The sequence below is a fragment of the Pantoea sp. SYBGC1 genome, assembly GCF_057197005.1.
The window spans coordinates 64,689-88,243 of sequence record NZ_JBXUNM010000003.1; the positions used below are offsets into that span (position 1 = coordinate 64,689).

The 23,555-nt window shown below is 58.1% G+C and carries 22 protein-coding genes and 1 riboswitch; of the genes, 9 read left to right on the forward strand and 13 right to left on the reverse strand.

Annotated features, from left to right (window positions below; all coding sequences use genetic code 11):
* Window positions 1-157: 157 nt before the first annotated feature.
* Entirely contained in the window at window positions 158-745 is a 588-nt protein-coding gene (locus AC2CF9_RS07540; RefSeq protein ID WP_484556680.1) for a Yip1 family protein, read from the reverse strand.
* Window positions 746-913: 168 nt separating this feature from the next.
* On the opposite strand from AC2CF9_RS07540, the gene AC2CF9_RS07545 reads away from it, so the two are divergent.
* A complete protein-coding gene (locus tag AC2CF9_RS07545; protein ID WP_150018310.1) occupies window positions 914-1,489 on the forward strand; it encodes a DedA family protein in 576 nt (191 codons plus the stop codon).
* Here the strand turns inward: AC2CF9_RS07545 and AC2CF9_RS07550 are convergent.
* Window positions 1,486-2,265: an SDR family oxidoreductase gene (locus AC2CF9_RS07550; RefSeq protein WP_150018309.1), complete on the reverse strand. Its 780-nt coding sequence runs from the start codon at window positions 2,263-2,265 to the stop codon at window positions 1,486-1,488. The two genes, AC2CF9_RS07545 and AC2CF9_RS07550, sit on opposite strands and share 4 nt — an antisense overlap.
* Window positions 2,266-2,383: 118 nt before the next feature.
* Between AC2CF9_RS07550 and AC2CF9_RS07555 the strand changes: the two genes are divergently transcribed.
* The 3 genes from AC2CF9_RS07555 (at window position 2,384) to AC2CF9_RS07565 (ending at window position 7,244) form a co-directional block, all read left to right on the forward strand.
* On the forward strand, window positions 2,384-4,198 hold the full coding sequence (locus AC2CF9_RS07555) for a glycoside hydrolase family 15 protein (protein ID WP_484556681.1): 1,815 nt from the start codon (window positions 2,384-2,386) through the stop codon (window positions 4,196-4,198).
* A gap of 197 nt (window positions 4,199-4,395) precedes the next feature.
* Window positions 4,396-5,511, forward strand: a complete 1,116-nt coding sequence (locus tag AC2CF9_RS07560; protein WP_484556682.1) for a L,D-transpeptidase family protein — start codon at window positions 4,396-4,398, stop codon at window positions 5,509-5,511.
* 137 nt (window positions 5,512-5,648) lie between these two features.
* The gene (locus AC2CF9_RS07565) at window positions 5,649-7,244 is read left to right on the forward strand and encodes an inorganic phosphate transporter (RefSeq protein ID WP_484556683.1); all 1,596 of its coding nucleotides are present in this window, start codon (window positions 5,649-5,651) and stop codon (window positions 7,242-7,244) included.
* Window positions 7,245-7,308: 64 nt separating this feature from the next.
* Here AC2CF9_RS07565 and dusC read toward each other — a convergent pair whose 3' ends face one another.
* The 3 genes from dusC to AC2CF9_RS07580 form a co-directional block, all read right to left on the reverse strand.
* Window positions 7,309-8,259, reverse strand: a complete 951-nt coding sequence (dusC, locus tag AC2CF9_RS07570; protein WP_150018305.1) for a tRNA dihydrouridine(16) synthase DusC — start codon at window positions 8,257-8,259, stop codon at window positions 7,309-7,311.
* Between the two features lie 4 nt (window positions 8,260-8,263).
* Window positions 8,264-9,643, reverse strand: a complete 1,380-nt coding sequence (gene rhlE / locus AC2CF9_RS07575; RefSeq protein WP_484556684.1) for an ATP-dependent RNA helicase RhlE — start codon at window positions 9,641-9,643, stop codon at window positions 8,264-8,266.
* Window positions 9,644-9,897: 254 nt separating this feature from the next.
* Window positions 9,898-10,290: a YbhQ family protein gene (locus tag AC2CF9_RS07580; RefSeq protein ID WP_039383339.1), complete on the reverse strand. Its 393-nt coding sequence runs from the start codon at window positions 10,288-10,290 to the stop codon at window positions 9,898-9,900.
* A 176-nt stretch (window positions 10,291-10,466) separates the two neighbouring features.
* Between AC2CF9_RS07580 and AC2CF9_RS07585 the strand changes: the two genes are divergently transcribed.
* Genes AC2CF9_RS07585 through AC2CF9_RS07595 form a run of 3 tightly spaced genes read left to right on the forward strand, consistent with a single transcriptional unit; the run spans window position 10,467 to window position 13,434 of the window.
* Window positions 10,467-11,228 carry an endonuclease/exonuclease/phosphatase family protein gene (locus AC2CF9_RS07585; protein WP_150018303.1) on the forward strand — a complete coding sequence of 254 codons (762 nt, stop codon included), beginning with the start codon at window positions 10,467-10,469 and terminating at the stop codon, window positions 11,226-11,228.
* Window positions 11,225-12,469: a cardiolipin synthase ClsB gene (gene clsB / locus AC2CF9_RS07590; protein ID WP_484556685.1), complete on the forward strand. Its 1,245-nt coding sequence runs from the start codon at window positions 11,225-11,227 to the stop codon at window positions 12,467-12,469. The genes AC2CF9_RS07585 and clsB overlap by 4 nt, the downstream gene beginning before the upstream one ends.
* On the forward strand, window positions 12,469-13,434 hold the full coding sequence (locus tag AC2CF9_RS07595; RefSeq protein WP_150018302.1) for a lysylphosphatidylglycerol synthase domain-containing protein: 966 nt from the start codon (window positions 12,469-12,471) through the stop codon (window positions 13,432-13,434). Before clsB ends, AC2CF9_RS07595 begins: the two co-directional genes overlap by 1 nt.
* A gap of 66 nt (window positions 13,435-13,500) precedes the next feature.
* Here AC2CF9_RS07595 and AC2CF9_RS07600 read toward each other — a convergent pair whose 3' ends face one another.
* The 7 genes from AC2CF9_RS07600 to moaA all read right to left on the reverse strand — a co-directional run bounded on the left by AC2CF9_RS07600 (window position 13,501) and on the right by moaA (window position 18,135).
* Entirely contained in the window at window positions 13,501-14,208 is a 708-nt protein-coding gene (locus tag AC2CF9_RS07600) for a Bax inhibitor-1/YccA family protein (protein WP_039383334.1), read from the reverse strand.
* Between the two features lie 56 nt (window positions 14,209-14,264).
* On the reverse strand, window positions 14,265-15,359 hold the full coding sequence (locus tag AC2CF9_RS07605; protein WP_484556686.1) for a DUF1615 domain-containing protein: 1,095 nt from the start codon (window positions 15,357-15,359) through the stop codon (window positions 14,265-14,267).
* Between the two features lie 75 nt (window positions 15,360-15,434).
* Window positions 15,435-15,887 carry a molybdopterin synthase catalytic subunit MoaE gene (moaE, locus tag AC2CF9_RS07610; protein ID WP_039383330.1) on the reverse strand — a complete coding sequence of 151 codons (453 nt, stop codon included), beginning with the start codon at window positions 15,885-15,887 and terminating at the stop codon, window positions 15,435-15,437.
* A gap of 2 nt (window positions 15,888-15,889) precedes the next feature.
* The gene (moaD, locus tag AC2CF9_RS07615; RefSeq protein WP_094112270.1) at window positions 15,890-16,135 is read right to left on the reverse strand and encodes a molybdopterin synthase sulfur carrier subunit; all 246 of its coding nucleotides are present in this window, start codon (window positions 16,133-16,135) and stop codon (window positions 15,890-15,892) included.
* Window positions 16,128-16,613 (reverse strand): cyclic pyranopterin monophosphate synthase MoaC, encoded by a 486-nt coding sequence (gene moaC / locus AC2CF9_RS07620; protein ID WP_150018299.1) that lies wholly within the window; start codon window positions 16,611-16,613, stop codon window positions 16,128-16,130. The genes moaD and moaC overlap by 8 nt, the downstream gene beginning before the upstream one ends.
* Window positions 16,610-17,131, reverse strand: a complete 522-nt coding sequence (gene moaB / locus AC2CF9_RS07625) for a molybdenum cofactor biosynthesis protein B (protein ID WP_484556687.1) — start codon at window positions 17,129-17,131, stop codon at window positions 16,610-16,612. Before moaB ends, moaC begins: the two co-directional genes overlap by 4 nt.
* Before the next feature lie 17 nt (window positions 17,132-17,148).
* Window positions 17,149-18,135: a GTP 3',8-cyclase MoaA gene (gene moaA / locus AC2CF9_RS07630; RefSeq protein ID WP_484556688.1), complete on the reverse strand. Its 987-nt coding sequence runs from the start codon at window positions 18,133-18,135 to the stop codon at window positions 17,149-17,151.
* A riboswitch (molybdenum cofactor riboswitch) is annotated at window positions 18,124-18,259 on the reverse strand. It overlaps the preceding gene by 12 nt.
* A 191-nt stretch (window positions 18,260-18,450) precedes the next feature.
* Here moaA and AC2CF9_RS07635 point away from each other — a divergent pair.
* Entirely contained in the window at window positions 18,451-19,353 is a 903-nt protein-coding gene (locus AC2CF9_RS07635) for a gluconeogenesis factor YvcK family protein (protein WP_039383318.1), read from the forward strand.
* Between the two features lie 543 nt (window positions 19,354-19,896).
* Here AC2CF9_RS07635 and uvrB read toward each other — a convergent pair.
* A complete protein-coding gene (uvrB, locus tag AC2CF9_RS07640) occupies window positions 19,897-21,918 on the reverse strand; it encodes an excinuclease ABC subunit UvrB (protein ID WP_039383316.1) in 2,022 nt (673 codons plus the stop codon).
* A gap of 898 nt (window positions 21,919-22,816) precedes the next feature.
* Between uvrB and AC2CF9_RS07645 the strand changes: the two genes are divergently transcribed.
* Complete coding sequence (locus AC2CF9_RS07645) at window positions 22,817-23,533, forward strand: ABC transporter ATP-binding protein (protein WP_484556689.1); 717 nt, start codon at window positions 22,817-22,819, stop codon at window positions 23,531-23,533.
* Window positions 23,534-23,555: the final 22 nt, after the last annotated feature.

Genomic DNA, 23,555 nt, shown 5'->3' on the forward strand with positions numbered 1-23,555 from the left:
GCGCTGTGAAAGCTCCACAGGCCGCCCGCATCAGGCCTGTCAGGGTGCGGGCTGGCAGCGGCATAATACGCGCAAATGCGGCAAATTTCTTAGTGAGATTGTTTCCGGGCGTTAAAAAGGCCGCAGTTATGTGCGGCCTCAGAAAAAAGCGGGGAAATCAGAACAGCTGCGGTCCATAGCCCCACAGCACAACCGTCAGCGCCAGCAGCACTTCAAATACCAGCACCCCTATCGCCAGCGTTGAACCGGAGAAGCGCATGCTCTCTTCGCGGTCAATATTCAAAAACACCGGGATGCCGACATAGAGCAGGTAGCCGGTGTAAACCAGCGCCACGGCACCCGCCAGTACGCAGAGCCATACCAGCGGATAAAGCGCGACCAGACCGCTGAGAAACAGCGGCGTGGCGACATAGCCGGCGAACACGGTACAGCGCTGAATACCGGGACGCTGCGGATAGTCGCGCGCCATCCAGTGAATGACCCGCCCCATTACCGCGACGCCACCCAGAATCAACAGATAAAAGAGAATACCCAGACCGAGGCCAGTGAGCAGATTGAGCTGAATAAAGCGATTATCGCCCAGATTCCAGCCGAATTGTGTCGTGCCGATAAAGGCGCAGATAACCGGTATCGCTGCCATCAGCAGCACGTGATGCGTGTAATGATGTGAAACGCTTTCGTTTTCCTGCTTGATATGGCGCATTTCCTGATTCGGATGCGCCAGAAGACCCCAGACATGATTCATAAAATCACTCCTCTGATGCAGTGGGCCGCCCCTTTAGCATTCAGTCAGACTCCGACAGGCAGCGTCTCTTCAAGTATAACCAGCGCGCCTGTTTTTGCGGCCCGCTGCACAAAAAAAGCCGCCTGCAGCTACACTGCTCAGGTGTCTGTTCTGTCCAGGGAGAAAAAATTGCATCTCGATATCAATGGATTAATCACTCAGTATGGTTATCTGGCCCTGATGATTGGCTGTATTGCCGAAGGGGAAACCTTTACCTTGCTGGGCGGCGTGGCGGCGCATGAGGGGCTGCTGCATTATGGCGGCGTGGTGCTGGCGGCGATGGCAGGCGGCATCATTGGCGACCAGCTGCTGTTCTGGCTTGGCCGCCGCTACGGTACGCGCATTTTGCGCCGCTTCAGTAAACACCAGGCGACAATTGGCAAAGCTAACCGCCTGATCCAGAAGCATCCCAGCCTGTTTGTTATCGGCGTGCGCTTTATGTACGGTTTTCGCCTGATTGGGCCGATTATCATCGGCACAAGCCGCCTGAAGCCGCTGCGCTTTTTTGTGCTTAATGTTATCGGTGCTGCGCTCTGGGCGCTGATTTTTGTCACGCTGGGCTATTTTGCCGGCGAAATCATTGCGCCCTGGCTGCATAAGCTTGATCAGCATCTTAAACATCTGGTCTGGCTGGCGGCGGCTATCGTCACCGGTATTGTATTACGCTATCTGATCCGCCGCTGGAACCACCGCCGCGCCGGTTAGCTATGGTAGCCTTTGAACTGCGGATTCGCCAGGGTGAATCCGCCGTCAACCACAAACGACTGCCCGGTGGTATAGGTTGCCCACTCTGAACAGAGCCACGCCACCAGACTGGCAATTTCACGCGTGTCGCCGGGGCGACCAATCGGGATCTCCGGCATATGGCGGCGATGCGCGTCGCTGTTTTCCATATCGTTCATGGGCGTAGCTATCGCGCCGGGTGCGACGGCGTTAACCAGAATATGATGCGGCAGCAGACTCAGCGCCATCGATTTGGTCAGCCCGCCCAGCGCATGCTTCGCTGCGGTATAGGCCACGGCGCCGGGGAGCGGCGTATGCTCATGAACGGAGGTAATATTGATAATTCGCCCGCCGTCGCCCTGATCCACCATATGATGCGCGGCAATCTGACCACAGACAAACGCGCCGTCAACGTCAACATCAAACACCTTACGCCACTCACTAAAGTTCATTTCAAGAAAATCAGCCTGCGACACTACCCCGGCGTTGTTAACCAGCACATCAATGCGTCCCAGCGAGTTAATCAACTGCGCCAGCTGTTTACCGCCCGCCTGCGGATCGGAGAGATCGAGCTGGCGCACCTGCGCCTGCTGCCCCTTGCTCTCCACCAGACGCGCGGTCTCCTGCGCGCCCTCCTCATCGGTGTGCCAGGTAATGCCCAGGGTATAGCCCGCTTCCGCCAGCATCACCGCACAGCTGCGGCCGATGCCTGAATCCGATCCGGTGACCACTGCGACTCTCTGTTTGCCTGTCGTCATCACGCTCTCCTCACTGTTAACGATTTTTTCAGTATAGAAGTTATCCATCCGTGCCACGGCGCTGCCCTGTCAGCCGTTTCGTCTATAGTTAACAGTCAGATAAGGTACCGGAGGCGGGATGAGCAAAATTAAACGCAGAATTGATGACCACGGGGTAATCGGCGATTTGCGCACCTGCGCCCTGATCGCAAACGACGGCACTATCGACTATCTCTGCTGGCCAGAGCTGGACAGCCCTTCTGTCTTTGCGGCGCTGCTCGACAGCGAAGAGGCGGGCCGTTTTACCCTTGCGCCTGACTGGCCGCAGGCGCGTCGCCAGCAGCTCTACCTGCCTGATACCAATATTCTGCAGACCCGCTGGCTGGCTGATGAGGGGGTGGCGGAAATCACCGACTATATGCCGATCTGCGATGAGAGCAGCAAAGTCCCGCGGCTGGTACGTCGGGTAAAAATGGTGCGCGGCACCGCCACTTTTCAGCTGGTCTGCGCGCCGCGTCACGATTACGCCCGGGCTGAGACGCGCGCTGAAGCGCGTGAAGGCGGCGTGGCGTTTCTGGCGGAGGGTCAGCCCGCGCTGCGCCTGAGTGCCACGCTGCCGCTGCGCTGCGAAAATCAGGCAGCGGTAGCGGAATTTACGCTGCAGAGTGGCGAACACGCGGAGTTTGTCTTTGGCAACGATGACGATCCGCACGTTGAAACCATCTCAACGGCGCGCTGCTTTCAGGACACGCTCGATTACTGGCTGCGCTGGAGCAATCACAGCTCCTATCAGGGGCGCTGGCGTGAAATGGTGACGCGTTCAGCGCTGACGCTGAAACTGCTTACCTCACATGAGCATGGTTCGATCGCCGCTGCCGCCACCTTTGGTCTGCCGGAGGAGTTGGGCGGTGAGCGCAACTGGGACTACCGCGCCTCCTGGATCCGCGACGCTTCGTTCAGCATGTATGCGCTGATGCGCCTCGGCTATGTAGAAGAGGCGCACGATTTTACCCGCTGGGTTGGCCGCTGCGTTGAGCACAGCCACGATGACACGCCGCATCTGCAGGTGATGTATCGTCTCGATAGCGGCACTGAACTGCATGAAAGCGAACTGCTGAATCTCTCTGGCTACGCCGATTCACGGCCGGTTCGCATCGGTAATGACGCGTGGCATCAGACGCAGCTTGATATTTATGGCGAGCTGATGGACGCCATCTATCTGGCCAACAAATATGGCGACGCCATCTCCCATCGCGGCTGGCTGCACGTCTCCAGCATGATTGATTACGTCTGCGATAACTGGAATCAGCCGGACGCCGGCATCTGGGAGATGCGCGGTGAGCCGGAGCATTTTCTTCACTCGCGCCTGATGTGCTGGGTGGCGCTGGATCGCGCGCTGCGGCTGGGCATGAAGCGTTCACTGCCGATGCCTTACGATCGCTGGGACCGGGTGCGCAGCGAGATCCGCGACGATATCTGGCAGAACTTCTGGAACGCCGACCTGGGGCACTTCACCGCGACGCGCGGCGGCACCGCTCTGGATGCCTCAATGTTGCTGATGCCGCTGGTGCGCTTTGTCAGCTCCACCGACCCCGACTGGCTGGCCACGCTGGATGCCATCAAGGCTAATCTGGTCAGCGATGGCCTGGTACGGCGCTATAATATCAGCGAAACACCGGCTGACGGACTGGCCGGCGGCGAAGGCTCTTTTGTCGCCTGCTCTTTCTGGTACGTGGAGTGTCTGGCGCGCGCCGGCCGGGTGCAGGAGGCGCATTTCGAGTTTGAGAAGCTGCTAAGCTACGCCAATCCGCTGGGTCTGTATGCCGAAGAGTTTACCGAGCGCGGCTATGCCCTGGGCAACATTCCACAGGCGCTGAGCCACCTGGCGCTGATCAGTGCCGCCTTTTTTCTTAACCGGAAACTCAGCGGTGAAGTGACGCTCTGGCAGCCCTGACTATTCACAATTTGGGGCATTGCGCCAACAGATTTATCTGTTAAGAAGGACTTTTTGCGTAAAGTATCTTCAGGCAGTAAAAATCATCATTCCCATCGCCGCAGCAATGCACATATAATGCGCAGCGGGTCACACCGACCACGATGGGTTCGATACACTGACAAGCCTGAAACACGGCCATAACGACTTGTAAAAACATGAAAAAAAGCATTCGCGCGTTCGCTTCACTAGCTCTTGCCCTGGCCGCTTTCAGCCAGTCAGCCTTTGCTGTCGTCTATCCGCTTCCTGCAGCGAATAGCCGCCTGATTGGCGAAAATATTGAAATCACCGTGCCGGAAGAGAGTAAACTTCCGCTGGAAGCTTTTGCGGCTCAGTACCAGATGGGCCTCAGCAATATGCTGGAAGCGAATCCCGGCGTTGACGTTTACCTGCCTAAAGCGGGCAGCAAAATGGTGATCCCACAGCAGCTGATCCTGCCTGACGCACCGCGTGAAGGCATCGTGATCAACAGCGCTGAGATGCGTCTCTACTACTATCCGAAAGGCACAAAGACCGTGGTCGTGCTGCCTATCGGTATCGGTGAGCTGGGTAAAGATACTCCGGTAAACTGGACCACCAAAGTAGAGCGTAAAAAAGCGGGTCCGACCTGGACGCCAACCAAGGCGATGCACGCTGAATATGCGGCACGCGGTGAAAGCATCCCGGCCGTCTTCCCGGCTGGCCCGGATAACCCGATGGGTCTGCACGCGCTCTATATCGGCCGCCTGTATGCCATTCACGGTACCAACGCCAACTTCGGTATCGGCCTGCGCGTCAGCCACGGCTGCGTCCGCCTGCGTGCTGACGATATCAAATGGCTGTTTGACAACGTGCCGGTCGGCACCCGCGTTCAGTTTATCGATCAGCCGGTTAAAGCGGCCGTTGAGCCAGATGGCTCTCGCTGGATTGAGGTGCACAACCCGCTCTCCACCACGGAAGAGCAGTTCAACTCACGTGAGCTGGTTCCGATCAATCTGACTTCAGCCGTAACAAAAGTGGTTGCTGACGCCAGCACGCGTCAGGATGCGGTCAACAACGCCATCCAGGCTCGCAGCGGCATGCCGACCAAAATCAACGGTCAGGCTGACGATGCGCAGCCGGCAGCGATTGCCGTGCAGGAATCGGCTGATGCGATGCCAAAAGAGGAACCGATGACGCCGCAGGGCGCAACCGCCGTCGTACCGCCAGCCGATCAGCCTGCGGCGCAGCCGCAGGCCGACGCGCAGCCGGCACCGGTCGATCAGGCGCAGCCAGCGACCAGCAGCAGCCTCTGATACCCTACTGACGCCGTCAGAAAAGCCAGCCTCCGGGCTGGCTTTTTTTTTGCCATCATCATTCTGTCACACTGCAGGCGTATCACACTGCCAGTAGCGGATGCCGTGGGCGCATCCGATCATAAATGGGGTGTGTCATGGCTGAAACCAGTTTACCGGCGGCGCGCGGACGTCCCGATCTGCAGCGCGGCAGCGGTCCGCTCTCCCGCATACTGTTTCTGCTGCTGCTGGCCGCGGGGCTGATTTTTACCGGGGTTAACTTGTTTAACGATGTGGCGGAAACCGGCGCGACGATCACCACCTATACGCCCTTTGTGCTGCTGACGCTGGCGTTACTGATTGCGCTGGGATTTGAATTTGTGAATGGCTTTCACGACACCGCCAATGCCGTAGCCACGGTGATCTACACTCACTCTCTGACGCCCGGCGTGGCGGTGGTCTGGTCCGGCATCTGCAACTTTCTTGGCGTGCTGCTCTCTAGCGGCGTGGTGGCGTTTGGCATTATTTCGCTGCTGCCGGTCGAGCTTATTCTTCAGGCGGGCAGCGGGCACGGCTTTGCCATGGTCTATGCGCTGCTCTTCTCTGCCATTATCTGGAATCTGGGAACCTGGTATTTGGGTCTGCCGAGCTCCTCGTCCCATACGCTGATTGGCTCCATCATCGGCGTCGGGGTAGCGAATGCGCTGCTGCATGGCCGCAGCGGCACCAGCGGCGTTGACTGGGATCAGGCGCTGAAAGTGGGCTACGCCCTGCTGCTCTCGCCGGTTATCGGTTTTGTCTGCGCGGCTCTGCTGCTGCTGGCGCTGAAAGCGCTGGTGCGTAATCGTCAGCTCTACCGGGCGCCCGACAGCGCCCGCCCGCCGCCGGTCTGGATCCGCGGGCTGCTGATCCTGACCTGCACCGGCGTCTCTTTTGCACACGGCTCCAATGATGGTCAGAAAGGCATGGGGCTTATCATGCTGATTCTGGTCGGCACGATGCCCATTGCCTATGCGCTAAACCGGTCGCTGCCGCCGGAGCAGATCCCGCGCGTCGCCGCGCTGGCGCAGGTCACGGAGCAGCAGCTGCTGACGCTGCAGCCAGCGCCCGGCGCCATGCCGGCACCGCGTACGGTACTGACTGAGTTTGTCCGCAGCCGTCAGCCCCGGCCTCAGGTGCTGCCGGCGCTGGGCCTGCTGCTGGGTGATATCAGCGATCAGATCCGGCGCTACGGCTCGGTGAATAATATTCCGGCACAGGCGGTAACCAATACCCGTAACGATATGTACCTGGCTTCAGAGAGTATCCGGCACCTGCAGAGCAGCAGCGTAACGCTGCCCGAAGAGACCGCCCGCAATCTCAGCGCCGTGAAGCGCGAGCTGGACAGCGCCACGCGCTTTATTCCGCTCTGGGTAAAAGTGGTGGTGGCGCTGGCGCTGGGTCTGGGCACGCTGGTGGGCTGGCGACGAATCGTCATTACGGTAGGCGAGCGCATCGGCAAATCGCACCTCAGCTATGCCCAGGGTGCCAGCGCCGAACTGGTTGCGATGGCGACTATCGGCGCAGCTGATGCGTTTGGCCTGCCGGTCTCCACCACGCACGTGCTCTCATCGGGCGTGGCGGGAACCATGGCCGCCAACCGTTCCGGCCTGCAGCTTGCCACGCTGCGCAACCTGGCGATGGCCTGGATCCTGACGCTGCCGGTCTCCGTGCTGCTGGCGGGCGTGCTCTATGCGCTATTTGCCCGGATATGAGCGCCGGTAAAGCAAAAAAAAGCCAGCGCGGAGGCTGGCTTTTACTGTGGAAAGCGCATAACGCTTAGCGCACCAGGCGCGCCGCATAGCGCTCAATTGCGGCGGCGATATCGGCAGATACCCGCAGCGTCCGCACTTCGCTGAAGAGATCGTTCGCTTCGGCGTAGGCTTTACGCAGATAGCCCAGCCACTGTTTGATGCGCGCAACGTGATAGTTGCCGGTATCTCCCTGCTTCTCCAGCTGGGTATACTTCAGCAGCAGCGCCACCACGTCCGGCCAGGCCATTGGCGCCTCGTTATGCTTCACCACGCGCCCGAGGTTAGGCACATTCAGCGCACCGCGGCCCAGCATCACCGCATCGCAGCCAGTGATACGCATACAGGCCTGCGCATCTTCCCAGCTCCAGATCTCACCGTTGGCGATAACCGGAATAGAGAGCCGCTGACGAATTTCGCCAATCGCCTGCCAGTTAATGCATTCAGCCCGGTAGCCATCCTCTTTGGTGCGGCCGTGTACCACCAGCTCGCTGGCGCCCGCCTGCTCTACCGCATCGGCAATTTCAAAGCGGCGATCGCTGGCATCCCAGCCGAGCCGCACTTTAACCGTGACCGGCAGGTGATCCGGCACGGCGGCACGCATCGCCTGCGCGGCGCGGTAAATCAGCTCCGGATCTTTCAGCAGCGTGGCGCCGCCGCCGCTGCCGTTGACCAGCTTTGACGGACAGCCACAGTTGAGATCGACGCCCCACGAGCCGAGTTCAGCTGCGCGGGCGGCGTTTTCTGCCAGCCAGGCGGGATGCTGTCCCAGCAGCTGCAGCCGCACCCGCGTACCGGATGGCGTGCGGCTCTGGTGGCGCAGTTCCGGACAGAGGCGATAGAACGACTTTACCGGCAGCAGCTGATCGACCACGCGCAGAAACTCAGTCACGCAGAGATCGTAATCATTGACGCCGGAGAGCAGTTCACGCACCAGTGAATCCAGTACGCCCTCCATCGGAGCCAGTAACACCCGCATCGCGTTATGCGTTCCCGTTGCCTTTGGCAGCCGGACGACGTGAACGTGCCGGTTTGCCCGCGTGACCTGCCGCCGGGCCATTACCGCCCTGACGACGCGGCGCGCGCGACTCACTCTGCGGACGTGCCGCGCCGTTGCTCTGACGCTGACCGCCGCCGGAGCGACCGGCGTTGCCGCCCTGCCCCTGACCACGACCGCGCGGCTGCTGCTGGCGACCATTCTGGATCGGCTCCGCTTTAATGCTCGGATCCGGCTCAAAGCCCGGCAGCGCAATGCGCGGGATCTCACGCTTCAGGAGGCGTTCGATATCACGCAGCAGCTTGTGCTCATCAACGCAGACCAGCGACAGCGCGGCACCGGTTGCCGCCGCGCGTCCGGTACGGCCGATACGGTGTACGTAATCTTCCGCGACGTTTGGCAGCTCATAGTTCACTACGTGCGGCAGCTCTTCGATATCAAGACCGCGTGCGGCGATATCGGTAGCAACCAGCACGCGAATGCTGCCCGATTTAAAATCAGCCAGCGCGCGGGTACGGGCACCCTGACTCTTGTTACCGTGGATAGCCGCCGCGGTGATGCCATCTTTATTTAGCTGCTCAGCCAGATGGTTGGCACCATGCTTGGTACGGGTAAACACCAGTACCTGCTGCCAGTTGTCACGGCCAATCATCAGCGACAGCAGTTCCCGCTTGCGCTTTTTATCAACAAAGTGCACCTGCTGCGACACCTGCTCTGACGCGGTGTTGCGGCGGGCCACTTCGACCTGCTCCGGATTAGTCAGCAGTTTTTCTGCCAGCGTTTTGATTTCGTCGGAGAAGGTTGCTGAGAACAGCAGGTTCTGACGCTTCGCCGGCAGCTTCGCCAGAACGCGGCGGATATCGTGAATAAAGCCCATATCGAGCATGCGATCGGCTTCATCCAGCACCAGAATTTCTACCTGCGAGAGATCAACCGCATTCTGATGCGCCAGATCCAGCAGACGGCCTGGCGTCGCCACCAGCACGTCAACGCCGCCGCGCAGTTTCATCATCTGCGGATTAATGCTGACGCCACCAAATACCACCAGAGAACGCATATTCAGGTACTGGCTGTACTCGCGCACGTTCTCACCGACCTGGGCGGCCAGCTCACGCGTTGGCGTCAGGATCAGCGCGCGCACCGGGCGGCGGCCGCGTGTAGCGGCAGGGTTTTCAGAAAGACGCTGCAGCAGAGGCAGCGTAAACCCGGCGGTCTTACCGGTGCCGGTCTGGGCACTCGCCAGCAGGTCGCGGCCAGCCAGTACCACGGGAATTGCCTGACGCTGAATTGGCGTCGGTTCGCGATAGCCCTGTTCTGCTACCGCACGCAAAATATCGGCATTCAAGCCGAGAGAGTCAAAGGACATGCAGGTGTATTACTCCGAACCGCCCTGATCGCGCTGCGCGATGTAGTTTTCAGGGGGGATATGACGCAGCCCCGGGGGCCTGCGTGTGAAAAGGGCACAAACTACCATGCGTAAGGGGGCGAGTGTATCAGCTTTCCCTGCACACTGCGACCTGCAAAACAGGCGCGTCGCCGGTTGCTGCTGCGTAGTGTGGCGTGCAGCAGGCAATAAAAAGGGAGCCTTTAAGGCTCCCTGACTGGCGGGATGCGCAGCGGTCAGCTACGCTTTTTCTCCACGCGGGGGGCGGGTTCTCTGGCCAGCAGAGAGACCAGCGCCGGACCCACCAGCATGACCACGCCCAGGCAACCAATCAGCAGGTTGTTATGGAAAAAGCGTGAGATCAGGAACAGCGTCAGCATCGCTGCGCCAAAATAGTAGGTAGTGGTGACCTCTTCCAGCGTGTCACCCATACGGCGTAAACGGGCACTACGCTGCAGGGCCAGCATGGAGATAAACACCACTGCATAAGCTGCCACCAGGGTACTGCTCACTTCAACCAGTGCCTTGTGTTTCCAGCCCCAGACCAGTGCAGCAATCACCAGCAGATGCGTGGCGATGTGCAGACAGGTTTGACCGGTAACAATCTGAACACGATTAGACCATTTCATACTTTTCTCCTGGCAGACCCAACAGGTCGCCCAAGTGTATCTGACCGAAGCCAGACGGATTTCCTCAATGTAAAACAAATTTCAGATAAGACCTTAATTTTCTCGCCCCGGCACCACCCGTTTGTGACAAAGACTACACTTTGTTCTATTCATGATGAAAAGGAGCGCGTCGCAGTATGCCACAAAACACGCAAGGATTTTCATTTAAAGTCCTGACGATCAATACCCATAAAGGTTTCACCACGTTTAATCGTCGTTTTATTCTGCCGGAATTACGCGACGCCGTACGCGCCACATCAGCGGATATCGTCTTTCTACAGGAGGTAATGGGCACCCACGCTATTCATGCTGCACAGATAGAAGCGTGGCCTGAGAGCTCACATTATGAGTATCTGGCTGACACCATGTGGCACGACTTCGCCTATGGGCGCAACGCAGTTTATCCTGAAGGCCATCACGGCAACGCGATATTGTCACGCTTTCCTATTGCTGAATATCAAAATCGCGACATTTCTGTTGCCGGCAGCGAAAAGCGCGGCATGCTGCACTGCCAGATTACGCTGCCCGATCGGGCGCAGCCGCTGCATGTTATTTGCGTCCATCTTGGCCTGAAAGAGAAGCACCGGCTGACGCAGATGAAGATGATGTGCGATGTGATTAACGCGCTGCCAGCGGATGCACCACTGGTCGTGGCCGGGGATTTCAACGACTGGCAGGTGCGCGCTAACCGTTTTCTGCAACGCGGTGCCGGTTTAAAAGAGGTGTTCAGCCTGAAAAATGGCCGGCCCGCGCGCACGTTCCCGGCGCGTTTTCCGCTCTTACGCCTCGATCGCATCTATATTCGTAATGCGTCCGTCAGCCAGCCCTGGGCGCTGCCGGTCAAACCCTGGTCTCATCTGTCCGATCATGCGCCGCTGGCGGTGGAGATATTCCTATGAATTTCAACTGGCGTGACGGCAATCAGCTACGCCTGCTGGAGAATGGCGAAGCGTTTTTTCCGCGCGTATCGGGCGCCATCCAGCGCGCCGAACGCACGCTGCTGCTCGAAACCTTTATTCTCTTTGAGGACAACGTTGGTAAGGCGCTGCACCGTGACCTGCTGGCGGCGGCGCAGCGCGGCGTAAAGGTCGAAGTCATGGTCGATGGCTATGGCTCTCCCGATCTCTCTGATGAGTTTGTTAATACCCTGACCGAGGCGGGCGTTCGGTTTATCTACTACGATCCGCGCCCGCTGGTCATGGGGATGCGTACCAATCTCTTTCGCCGTCTGCACCGCAAAATCGTGGTGATCGATGAGCAGATCGCCTTTGTCGGCGGCATCAATTTCTCGGCTGAGCACAATACCGATTACGGTCCGGAAGCGAAGCAGGATTATGCCGTGGAGGTAAAGGGGCCGGTGGTGATCGATATCGCCCGCTTTGTTCAGATGGCGATGGGCAGCGATCAGATCACCCGCCGCTGGTGGGGAAAACCGTCAAGGCATGTGGCCGTTAATGCCCAGCCCGGCAGCGCTCAGGTGCTGTTTGTTTATCGCGACAACAATGAACATCGCGATGACATTGAGCAGCACTATCTGGATATGCTGCGCAAAGCGAAACGCGACGTGATCATCGCTAACGCCTACTTCTTCCCCGGCTATCGCCTGCTGCGCGAGATGCGCAACGCTGCCCGGCGCGGCGTACGCGTACGGCTGATTGTGCAGGGTGAGCCCGATATGCCGATTGTGAAAGTAGGAGCTGAGCTGCTCTATAACTACCTGGTGGATGGCGGTGTGGAGGTCTATGAGTATTGCCGCCGGCCACTGCATGGCAAGGTCGCGGTGCAGGATCAGCACTGGACCACCGTTGGCTCCAGTAACCTCGACCCGCTGAGCCTGTCGCTTAATCTCGAAGCTAATCTGATCATTCACGATCGCGCATTTAACCAGACGCTGCGCGATAATCTGGAAAGTCTGATTCAGCACGACTGCGTCCGCGTTCAGGATGACAAACTGCCGCCGCGTAACTGGTGGCAGTTAACCAAAGGCGTCATTGTCTTCCACTTTCTGCGCCACTTCCCGGCCATCGCTGGCTGGCTGCCTGCGCATACGCCTCAGCTGTCCCAGGTCTCGCCACCGGTCCAGCCTGAGATGGAGACACAGGATCGGGTGGAAGCCAATAATGAAGGAGCGAAATCCTGATGAGTAAAAAGAATCCAAAGTGGCGGCTGGCAAAAAAAATCCTGACGTGGCTCTTTTTTATTGCCGTCATTGTTCTGCTGGTGATCTACGCGCGCAAAGTCAACTGGGAGGATGTCTACAAGGTTATTACCGGCTACAACCGCTATGTGGTGCTGGGTGCCGCCGGGCTGGTGATTGTCAGTTATATCACCTACGGCTTGTACGATCTGATCGGCCGGGTCTACTGCGGCCATAAGCTGTCGAAGCGGCAGGTCATGCTGGTGTCATTTATCTGCTACGCCTTCAATCTGACCCTCAGCACCTGGGTGGGCGGCGTCGCCATGCGCTACCGCCTCTATTCACGCCTGGGTCTGTCAGGCAGCACCATCACCCGTATTTTTTCACTGAGCATTGCCACTAACTGGCTTGGCTATATTTTGCTGGGCGGCGTGGTGTTTGTCTCCGGCATGGTGCCGATTCCGCCACGCTGGTTTATCGGTGAAGGCACGCTGCGTATCATCGGAGGCATACTGCTGCTGCTGACGGCAGTCTATCTCTGGGCCTGCGCCTTTGCGAAAAAGCGGCAGTGGACGGTGAAGGGACAGCGGCTGCAGCTGCCTTCACTGCGTATGGCGCTATTCCAGTTTGCCGTCTCCTGCGCGAACTGGATGGTGATGGGCACCATTATCTGGCTGCTGCTGATGCGTGAAGTGGACTATCCCATCGTACTGGGCGTGCTGCTGATCAGCAGTATTGCCGGCGTCATTATTCATATTCCGGCGGGTATCGGCGTACTGGAAGCGGTGTTTCTGGCGCTGCTGAGCGGTCAGCATGCGTCACACGGTGAAATCATCGCCGCGCTGCTTGCCTACCGTGTCCTCTACTTCATTCTGCCGCTGCTGCTGGCGCTGGTGCTTTATCTCTGGCTGGAGAGCCGGGCGAAGCATCTGCGACACAAAAATCAGCAGAAAATGGCAGAACAGTAACCGCAGCTGGAAGGATGAAAAACGGGGGCGCATCGCTGCGCCCCCGGTAAAGATAAAGCCGGCGTCTTAGCGGCGGTTGCCGAAAATCCGCAGCAGCATCAAAAAGAGATTGATGAAATCGAGGTAGAGCGTCAGCGCCCCCATAATGGAGTAGCGACGCAGATTTTCGCTATCGCGGGCGTCAATATTTTCACCTACCGCTTTCAGTTTCTGCGTGTCATAGGCGGTCAGCCCCACAAACACCACCACGCCGATATAGGTAATAGCCCACATCAGCGCCGGGCTTTTCAGCCAGAAGTTCACCAGCGATGCCAGTACGATACCGATCAGTGCCATAAACAGCAGGCTGCCGATACGGCTCAGATCGCGTTTGGTGGTGTAGCCGTAAAAGCTCATCGCCCCAAACATTCCGGCGGTAACAAAAAAGGTGCTGGCGATAGACGAGTAGGTGTAAACCAGAAAAATACTCGCCATGGTCAGGCCGGTCAGCGCCGAATAGAGCATAAACAGCGCCGTCGCCACGGCCCCGCTCATACGCTGTACCAGACCCGACAGCACAAAGACCAGCGCCAGCTGCGCGATGATCAGGCCAAAGAAGGTGATGCGGTTAGCGAACACCAGCTCCATGACCGCAGGCGTACGGGCGGCAAACCAGGAGACAAACGCGGTGAGCAGCAGGCCGCAGGTCATCCAGCCGTACACCTGAGCCATATAGGCCTGCAGCCCGGCCGACGCCGGCTGCACAAACGAATCATTACGTGGATATCGATCCATGATGCACCTCTCAAATAAAAATTACAGGGTCAGAGTGAAGTGTATACCATGCCGCCTCAACGGCGCGTCATACACTGCTGATATCGGCTGTTAACCCGCTGAGCAAACCACGCGGTGGTCAGATTACGGGTGATTTTCGGGCTCTCCAGTTTGATCCCCGGCAGCATTTCACGCGGCACCCGCTTGCCCGCCATTTTGTCCGCCAGAATAAAGGTCTGTTTCCACAAGATTGTGTTGCTGAAGTCCGCCGTGTCCCCTTTTTCCAGATCGCGGCGAATTTCCCGGTCGCTCATATCAAGGCGTTTACCCAGCGTACGCACCGCCAGCTCAGTTGAGCCCGCCTGCTCGCTGCCATAATTGATCAGGTCGCCATCCAGCGCGAGGCGGATCCCGCTGGCGCGCGCAATCGCGGCCTGAAACGCGGCGTTGCGGCTGGCATACCAGCCTGCGTTAAAGTCGGCAAAGCGATAGAGCGGCTGACTATAGTCTGCCGGGTAGCCCAGCAGATGCTTCGTGCCGAACCAGATCCCTCCGCGCCGGCTGAACACTTCGCGCCGGATCGAACCATCGATGGCATATGGGTAGCCCTGCGCATGCGCCTCGGCAAAGGCAACGCTTACCTGCATCGGTCCGCCGGTGTGTACCGGGTTCAGCTTGCCAAACAGCGTCTGCCCCATCGGCACCATATCGATAAAATCATCAAAAATGGCGCTCAGCTCTTTTTCACTGCGCACCTTATCCAGCCGCGCGGCGTAGCTTTCACCATTAGAGGATTTGATCAGCAGCGCAGTACGCACCAGAAATGCCGGAATGTGCAGCTTTGCCGCACGCCGGTCAATCTCACCCCAGGCAATTTTTGGCAGTCCGGGCACTTCAGCATCGGCGCTGAAATTTGACTCCTGCCCGGCGACGGCGATCACCGCGCACAGATTGCTGGCGCTCGTATCGAGCTGCTGGACACGGAAAGCGGTATAGATGTCATCAGCCCAGGCTGATTTTTGCGTCACGTATCCGGGCAGCAGCTGCTGAATCTGCGCTTTGACATCTGCGGGCTGGCGCGCCGGCGCCTGCGGCTCTTTTTTGCTGCTGCAGCCGGCCACGATCAGCGCGGTCAGCAGAAGTGCGCCGCGGCGTAAGAAGGTTGATTTCATCCTGCTCCCTGATAAGAAAAAGCGTGCTTCAGGCACGTTGCGGGCGGAGGCTTCAGCCCCCCGCCCTGTCCGTTATTACTCCCAGCGCGCCGCTGCCTGATGGTCGCTGTCACGCGCATCCACCCAGCGATCCCCCTCCGGAGTGGCTTCGCGCTTCCAGAACGGCGCTCGGGTTTTAAGATAATCCATAATAAATTCTGCGGCCGCGAATGCGCTGCCGCGGTGTGCGCTGCTGACGCCCACCAGCACTATCTCATCACCGGGGAAGAGTTCACCCACGCGATGGATCACCGTTATCTGCTGCAATGGCCAGCGCTGCCGGGCAGCCTCAGCGATTTCCGCCAGCGCTTTTTCCGTCATCCCCGGATAGTGTTCCAGCGTCAGCGCCGCTACGTCGGCGCCAAGGTTATGATTGCGCACTTTACCGGTAAAGGTGACGATAGCGCCATCCCGATCGTCTGCGGCCAGCAGCCGGTATTCAGCCCCGGTATCAAACGGCTCAGGGCCAACGCGAATACGGGTTGTCATGGTTAACCTCCGGTGACCGGCGGGAAAAACGCCACTTCATCACCCGCCTGCAGCGGATGCGTCATGGGAACCAGCGTCTGATTGACTGCGGCCAGCAGCCTGCCCGATTCCAGCGCCAGCGCCCAGCGGTCGCTGCGCTGCGCCAGGGCAGCACGCAGTGCCGCCACGTCAGGATAGGCTTCCGGCAGCGTCAGCTCGCTGGTGCCGGTCAGCTCACGCACCTGGGCAAAAAACAGGACTTTAATCATGGCTGACCGCCCTGAAGTCACCTGACTTCCCGCCGCTTTTGCTCAGCAGGCGCAGCTGGTCAATCACGATATCTTTCTGCACCGCTTTGCACATGTCATAGATGGTCAGCGCCGCCACGGAGGCGGCCGTCAGCGCCTCCATCTCCACCCCGGTTTTACCGGTCAGGCGGCAGCGCGAGGTGACGCGTACCCGGCTCTGCGCCGGTTCCGCTTCCAGCGTCACCTCCACTTTACTCAGCATCAGCGGATGGCAGAGTGGTATCAGCTCCCAGGTGCGCTTTGCCGCCTGAATGCCGGCGATACGGGCCGTGGCAAAGACATCGCCTTTGTGATGGCTGCCTTCCATGATCATCTGCAGCGTGGCAGGTGACATTAAAACCAGCGCCTCCGCCTGCGCTTCGCGCACGGTTTCACTTTTCCCGGAGACATCAACCATGTGCGCTTCGCCAGCGGCGTTAATATGCGTTAACTGATTCATACAGTGACTTTCTTCAGATGAGAGACAAAATTACAGGGCCGGGTGCGCGCATCCAGCTGATCGGCGATGATGCGTTCCCAGCCGCAGCGGCAGGCGCTGGTGGAGCCTGGCAGGGCAAAAATCAGAGTCTGGTTGGCGAGGCCGGCAACGGCTCGCGACTGCAGCGTTGCGCTGCCGATATCTTCATACGAGAACATACGGAACAGTTCGCCAAAGCCCTCTATTTCGCGATCAAACAGCGGCAGCAGCGCTTCCGGCGTACTGTTTTTGCTGTTAAAGCCGGTGCCACCGTTCACAATCACCACCTGGATATCGTCGCTGGCGATCCAGCGCGACACCGTGGCGCGAATGCGGTAGCGATTGTCAGGCAGAATAGCGTGATCCACCACCTGATGCCCTGCGTCCGCCAGCGCCTCACGCAGATAGTCTCCTGAGGTGTCACTCGCCGCATCGCGGCTGTCGGATATGGTCAGCACCGCGGCAGTCAGAGCGGTAAACTCGCCGGTTGGTTTAGCCATGGCTGTAACTCCTGTGTTTAGCCACCAATAAAAGAGAGATTTTGCGTAATACCGGTCTGGCCCTGATGCAGAAAATGGGTCTGCTTTTTCTGGCCAAGACTATGGGCGATACGCGCCTGCAGCTCGCCCTGCTGTGCATCGGAGGCGAGCAGATCGCGCAGCTCTACCCCACCGTCACCAAACAGACAGAGGTGCAGTTTTCCGGTGGCCGAGACGCGCAGCCGGTTGCAGCTGGCGCAGAAATCTTTTTCATAAGGCATAATCAGCCCGACCTCACCCTGATAGTCGGGATGACGAAATACCTGTGCCGGCCCGTCGCTACGGCCGCGCGGCTGCCGCTGCCAGCCCTGCACGATCAGCTGATCGCGGATCACCTCACCGGAGATATGGTGACGCCGGAAGAGATCGCCCCCTTCACCGGTTTCCATCAGCTCAATAAAACGCAGCTGAATCGGACGCGTGCGGATCCAGGCCAGAAACGTATCCAGACTCTGGCTGTTAACATCGCGCATCAGCACGCTGTTGACTTTGACTTTTTCGAATCCGGCGTCAAATGCGGCGTCGATACCGGCCATGACCTCAGCAAATTTGTTCTGCCCGGTGATGGCGTGAAACTGCCGCGCATCCAGGCTGTCCACGCTGACGTTAATGTGCGTCAGACCTGCATCGCGCCATGACTGTACATCACGCGCCATGCGATAGCCGTTGGTGGTCACCGCGATCTGTCGCAGCGCGGCGTTTTCACGCACGGCAGCGATGATGTCGGTAAAGTCGCGACGCATCGAGGGTTCACCGCCGGTAAGCCGGATTTTCTCCGTTCCCGCAGCGGTAAAGGCGCGGGTCACCCGGCGGATCTCATCCAGCGAGAGAAAGCTTTTGTTGCGGGTACTGCCGGGCTTGTAGCCGTCCGGCAGACAGTAAGTACAACGGAAATTACATACATCCGTGATCGACAGGCGCAAATAGTAGAAGCTGCGCGCCCAGGCATCTGTAAATTGTGGCACCTTAACACCTTTCCAAAGTCGGGAGATGCAGGCATTTCTTTCTGCACCCTGGCAGCATGACGCTGCGGCCAGGCGGCCCTATCATTTGACTTAGGCGCGCAAGGCTTGGGAGTTTGTTGTCATTGAGGACAACGCGGTCTCTGGATGGTAGCGCGCTTTGCGTCAGTCAGCCAGTCACTGCGTGCGTTGTATAATATGATATATAACGATTTTTCGCGGCATTATCGCAGCAGAATAGGCTAAACTGCGCCACATGACGCTGCCTCCCGGCAGCAAAGAATTGGCTTTCAGCGCAGTGGACCGATAAGGAGCAGCATGAATCGAACGCTGGCAGATTTAGATCGCGTGGTGGCACTGGGCGGCGGACACGGTCTGGGCCGCGTCATGTCAGCGCTGGCGCCGCTGGGCTCGCGACTCACCGGTATTGTGACCACCACGGACAATGGCGGTTCCACCGGGCGTATCCGCCGTTCAGAGGGAGGAATCGCCTGGGGAGACATGCGCAACTGTCTTAATCAGCTCATCACCGAGCCCAGCGTCGCTTCCGCGATGTTTGAGTATCGGTTTGCCGGTAACGGCGAACTGGCGGGCCACAATCTTGGCAACCTGATCCTGAAAGCGCTGGATCATCTCAGCGTGCGTCCGCTGGAAGCGATTAATATTATCCGCAATTTGCTCAAGGTTGATGCGTTTCTTATCCCGATGTCGGAGCAGCCGGTCGATCTGGTCGCGCAGGATGCCGAAGGCAACATGGTGTATGGCGAAACCGCGATTGATGAGATGCGTCAGGCGCCTCAGGCGCTGATGCTGCATCCGGCGGTCAATCCTACCCGCGAAGCGCTGGACGCCGTGGCTGAAGCCGATCTGATCCTGATTGGTCCGGGCAGTTTCTACACCAGCCTGATGCCGATTTTGCTGATGGAAGAGATGGCGCGCGCGCTGCGGCGTACGCCCGCTACGATGGTATTTATTGGCAATCTTGGCCGCGAGCTGAGTCCGGCAGCCGCCCGTCTTAGCGTGGCAGATAAGCTGGCCATTATGGAGCAGGCGATTGGTAAGCGGGTTATTGATGCCGTAGTGATTAGCCCGACCGCCGACACGCAGGGTCTGGCGCAGCGCATTATTGTGCAGGAGCCGCTGGAAGCCGAGGATATCCGTTATCGCCACGATCGACAGCTGCTGCGCCTGGCGCTGGAGCACGCCATCCAGGCGCTGTAAGCGCGCCAGGGCCGCATAAATACGCCAGGGCCGCATGAATGCGGCCCCTACGGGGATTTGCGTAGGGGCGCCATTAATGGCGCCCTGGTTGCGTATAAATTTGCGGAATTCGCGTAGGGGCGCCATTTATGGCGCCCTGGTCACGTATAAATCCGGTGGTGAATGGATACGCCAGGGCCGCATAAATGCGGCCCCCACAGAGGTTTGTGTAGGGGCGCCATTTATGGCGCCCTGGTCGCGTATAAAACCCGGTGGTGAATGGATGCGCCAGGGCCGCATGAACACGCCAGGGCCGCATAAATGCGGCCCCTACAGCAGAATGAACGTAGGGGCGCCATTTATGGCGCCCTGGTCACGTATAAATCCGGTGGTGAATGGATGCGCCAGGGCCGCATAAATGCGGCCCCTACAGAGATTTGCGTAGGGGCGCCATTTATGGCGCCCTGGTTGCGTATGAATCCGGTGGTGAATGGATGCGCCAGGGCCGCATAAATGCGGCCTCTACGGAATACGTTTCGTGCGGAATGCGGCACCGATTGATGGTTATGAGGCGGCGATAAACAGTTCGCGCAGCTCATGCAGCCGGTCGCGCAGGCTGGCGGCTTCTTCAAACTCCAGGTTTTGCGCATGCTGCTGCATCTGCGCTTCCAGTTCATGGATTTTCTTCTGCATCGCCTGCGGCGTAAGCGCCAGGTAATCAGCGTCATTCTCTGCCGCCGTGCGCGTGGCGGTTTTGCCCTTGCCGCGCGTTTTCACCACGTTTTTGCCCAGCTCAAGAATATCCGTGATCTTTTTATTCAGCCCCTGCGGCACAATGCCGTGCTCGGTGTTGTAACGCTCCTGCTTCTCGCGACGTCGCTCTGTCTCTTCGATCGCGCGTGCCATAGAGGGCGTAATTTTATCAGCATAAAGAATCGCTTTGCCGTTCACGTTACGCGCTGCACGACCAATCGTCTGGATCAGAGAGCGTTCCGAACGCAGGAAGCCCTCTTTATCGGCGTCGAGAATCGCCACCAGAGAAACCTCCGGCATATCGAGTCCCTCACGCAGCAGGTTAATCCCTACCAGCACGTCAAACTCGCCCAGGCGCAGGTCGCGAATAATCTCCATGCGCTCAACGGTATCGATATCAGAGTGCAGATAGCGCACCTTCTCACCGTGCTCTTCAAGATATTCAGTCAGGTCTTCAGCCATACGCTTGGTCAGCGTCGTCACCAGCACGCGTTCGTTGATCTCCACGCGTTTGCGGATTTCAGAGAGCAAATCATCCACCTGTGTGCCGACCGGGCGCACCTCAAGAATAGGATCGAGCAGACCTGTCGGACGCACTACCTGATCGATCACTTCCGTGCCCGATTTTTCCAGCTCATATTTACCCGGCGTGGCGGAGACATAAATGGTCTGCGGGGCCAGCGCCTCAAACTCTTCAAAACGAAGCGGACGATTGTCCAGCGCGGATGGCAGGCGGAAACCGTACTCCACCAGCGTCTCTTTACGCGCGCGGTCGCCGCGATACATGCCGCCAATCTGCGGAATAGTGACGTGCGACTCATCCACCACCAGCAGACCATCGGCTGGCAGATAGTCAAACAGGGTCGGCGGCGCTTCACCCGGCCCGCGCCCCGAGAGATAGCGGGAGTAGTTCTCAATCCCCGAGCAGTAACCCAGCTCGTTCATCATCTCCAGGTCGAACTGGGTGCGCTGCGTAATGCGCTGCTCTTCCAGCAGCTTATTGTTTTCCAGCAGCACCTTACGGCGCAGGGCCAGCTCATCTTTGATCTCTTCCATCGCCTGCAGGATGCGCTCGCGTGGCGTAACGTAGTGCGTTTTGGGATAGATGGTAAAGCGCGGGATCACTGACTCAATTTGCCCGGTAAGCGGATCAAACAGTGAGAGCCGCTCGACCTCTTCATCAAACAGCTCCACCCGCAGAGCCATATCGTCGGACTCCGCCGGAAAGATATCGATCACCTCCCCGCGCACGCGGAACGTACCGCGCTGAAACGCCTGATCGTTACGCGCATACTGCAGCTCAGCCAGACGCCGCAGAATACTGCGCTGATCGATGATCATACCGCGCGTCAGATGCAGCATCATTTTCAGATAGAGATCGGGATCGCCCAGACCATAAATTGCTGAGACCGACGCCACTACGATGACATCGCGTCGTTCCAGCATCGCTTTGGTGGCAGAGAGGCGCATCTGCTCAATGTGCTCGTTCACCGCCGCATCTTTTTCGATAAAGGTGTCAGAACTCGGCACATAGGCTTCAGGCTGATAGTAGTCATAGTAAGAGACGAAAAATTCTACCGCGTTATCCGGAAAAAACTCTTTCATCTCCCCATAGAGCTGCGCCGCCAGCGTTTTGTTAGGCGCCAGCACCATCGTCGGCCGGTTGAGATCGGCAATCACATTGGCAACGGTAAAAGTTTTGCCCGATCCCGTTACGCCAAGCAGGGTCTGATGCGCAAGGCCATCTTCCAGCCCCTCCTCCAGACGACGGATCGCTTCAGGCTGATCGCCTGAAGGCTTAAAGGCGGAGTTGAGTTTAAAGACTTTGCTCATGATTTCAGAATTCCTGCTGAAGAAAAGGGCTGGCAGGCTGATAATTCTACTCTGCTATGGCGATTTTGCCAGAAAAAAACACTGGATATATTTACAGATAAACGTCACGATGGTCCTGCTGCCCGCGGCGCCGCTTCAGAGGCATTAAAGCGGCAGCTGGCTAAAATATGTCGCGCCAGGTTATCCCCAGGCGAGCCGGGCTTTTAACAATTGTCAAGAGAACGTCATTAAAATGCAGCGGTAAACTTCAGCCGGAATTTTACAGGCTTGCTTTTAGATAACATACTGAATTTAATCAAAATAGACCAAAAGCCCAGTTTCGCAGCATAATGTATCCAGGCCGCGTATTTCCTCGCTTGCGCCCGGTTTTCAGTCGCTAATGCACAAGGTTATCCACAGGAATAGTGGATAAGTGAAGCCAGCCCCGAGCCCGCAGGCTGTGTATAAAAAATCCCGGCCTCTTCTGCGCCAACAAAAAAATTTTTTTTATGATTATTTTTCCAGCACGAGTGGCGCAATTAACTATTCTTTTTTGATTACACAACGCCGCCACGCCTGGGCTGCGCTGTTTTCCTGCACTGACCCGCTGCCTTATTAATGAACAGATGCACCAGAAAAGCTTAGTAATCAGCACCGTCAAAGTGCAGCAGCTTAATTACCCCTTTTCACAGTTAAGATTTCCTGATGTTTAAGGCGCGGTGACGGAGATTTATCAACGCCAGAAACGCGCGATTATCGATCTGGCCCGTTGCTTGCATCTTTTTACCCGCGGCAGAACATTCAGGTTTAACAGGGACGCCCTGATGTCTGATACCACCGCGTTACTTAATCTGTCACTGCATGCCAGACGACACAGAGCGGGTGCATTCAGGCTAACTATCTGTAAGGAGAAGATCAGATGCTGAGTTTACGTTCGGTGAATCAGTTTTATGGCCAGAATCAGATTCTGTGGGATGTCGATCTTGATCTGCCTCCGGGATCCTGCACCGGCGTGCTGGGTAGTCCGGGAATGGGGAAAACCACGCTGGTAAACTGCATTATGGGCCATCTGCCGGTTAACAGCGGCTCCATCTGCTGGCAGGAGGCGGGCTATCCGCCGGAGAACCTGCTGCTGCAGCCCGCCGTGCAGCGGGCGCGGATGGGCATCGGATATGTGCCGCAAAAGCGCCATATCTTTACGCAGATGAGCGTTGAGGACAATCTGCTGATCGCCCTGCTGGCGACTGAAGATGAGCGCAACCGCGCCATTCCGGAGATGGTGTTTGAGCTGTTTCCCGCGCTCTATTCACTGCGCCATCAGCGCAGCGGTGAGCTGCCGGTTAATCTGCAGCAGCAGCTGGCACTGGCGCGCGCGCTGGTGCTGAAACCGCGTCTGCTGATCCTCGATGAGCCTTCCGGTACGATGTCGCCCTGGCTGGAGGAGGAGACGGGCAACCTCATCCGGCGGCTCAACCGGGAGCATGGTCTGACCATCCTGCTGCTGGAGCAGCACGTCTCGTTTATACGCCGCGTCGCCGACTACTTTCTGCTGCTGCACCGCGGACGTAATGTGGCGCAGGGACGCGTTGCGCAGCTGGACGATCTTACCGTGAACAAATGGCTGACGCCGGCCTGATCTCTTAAGGAACTCTTGCCGC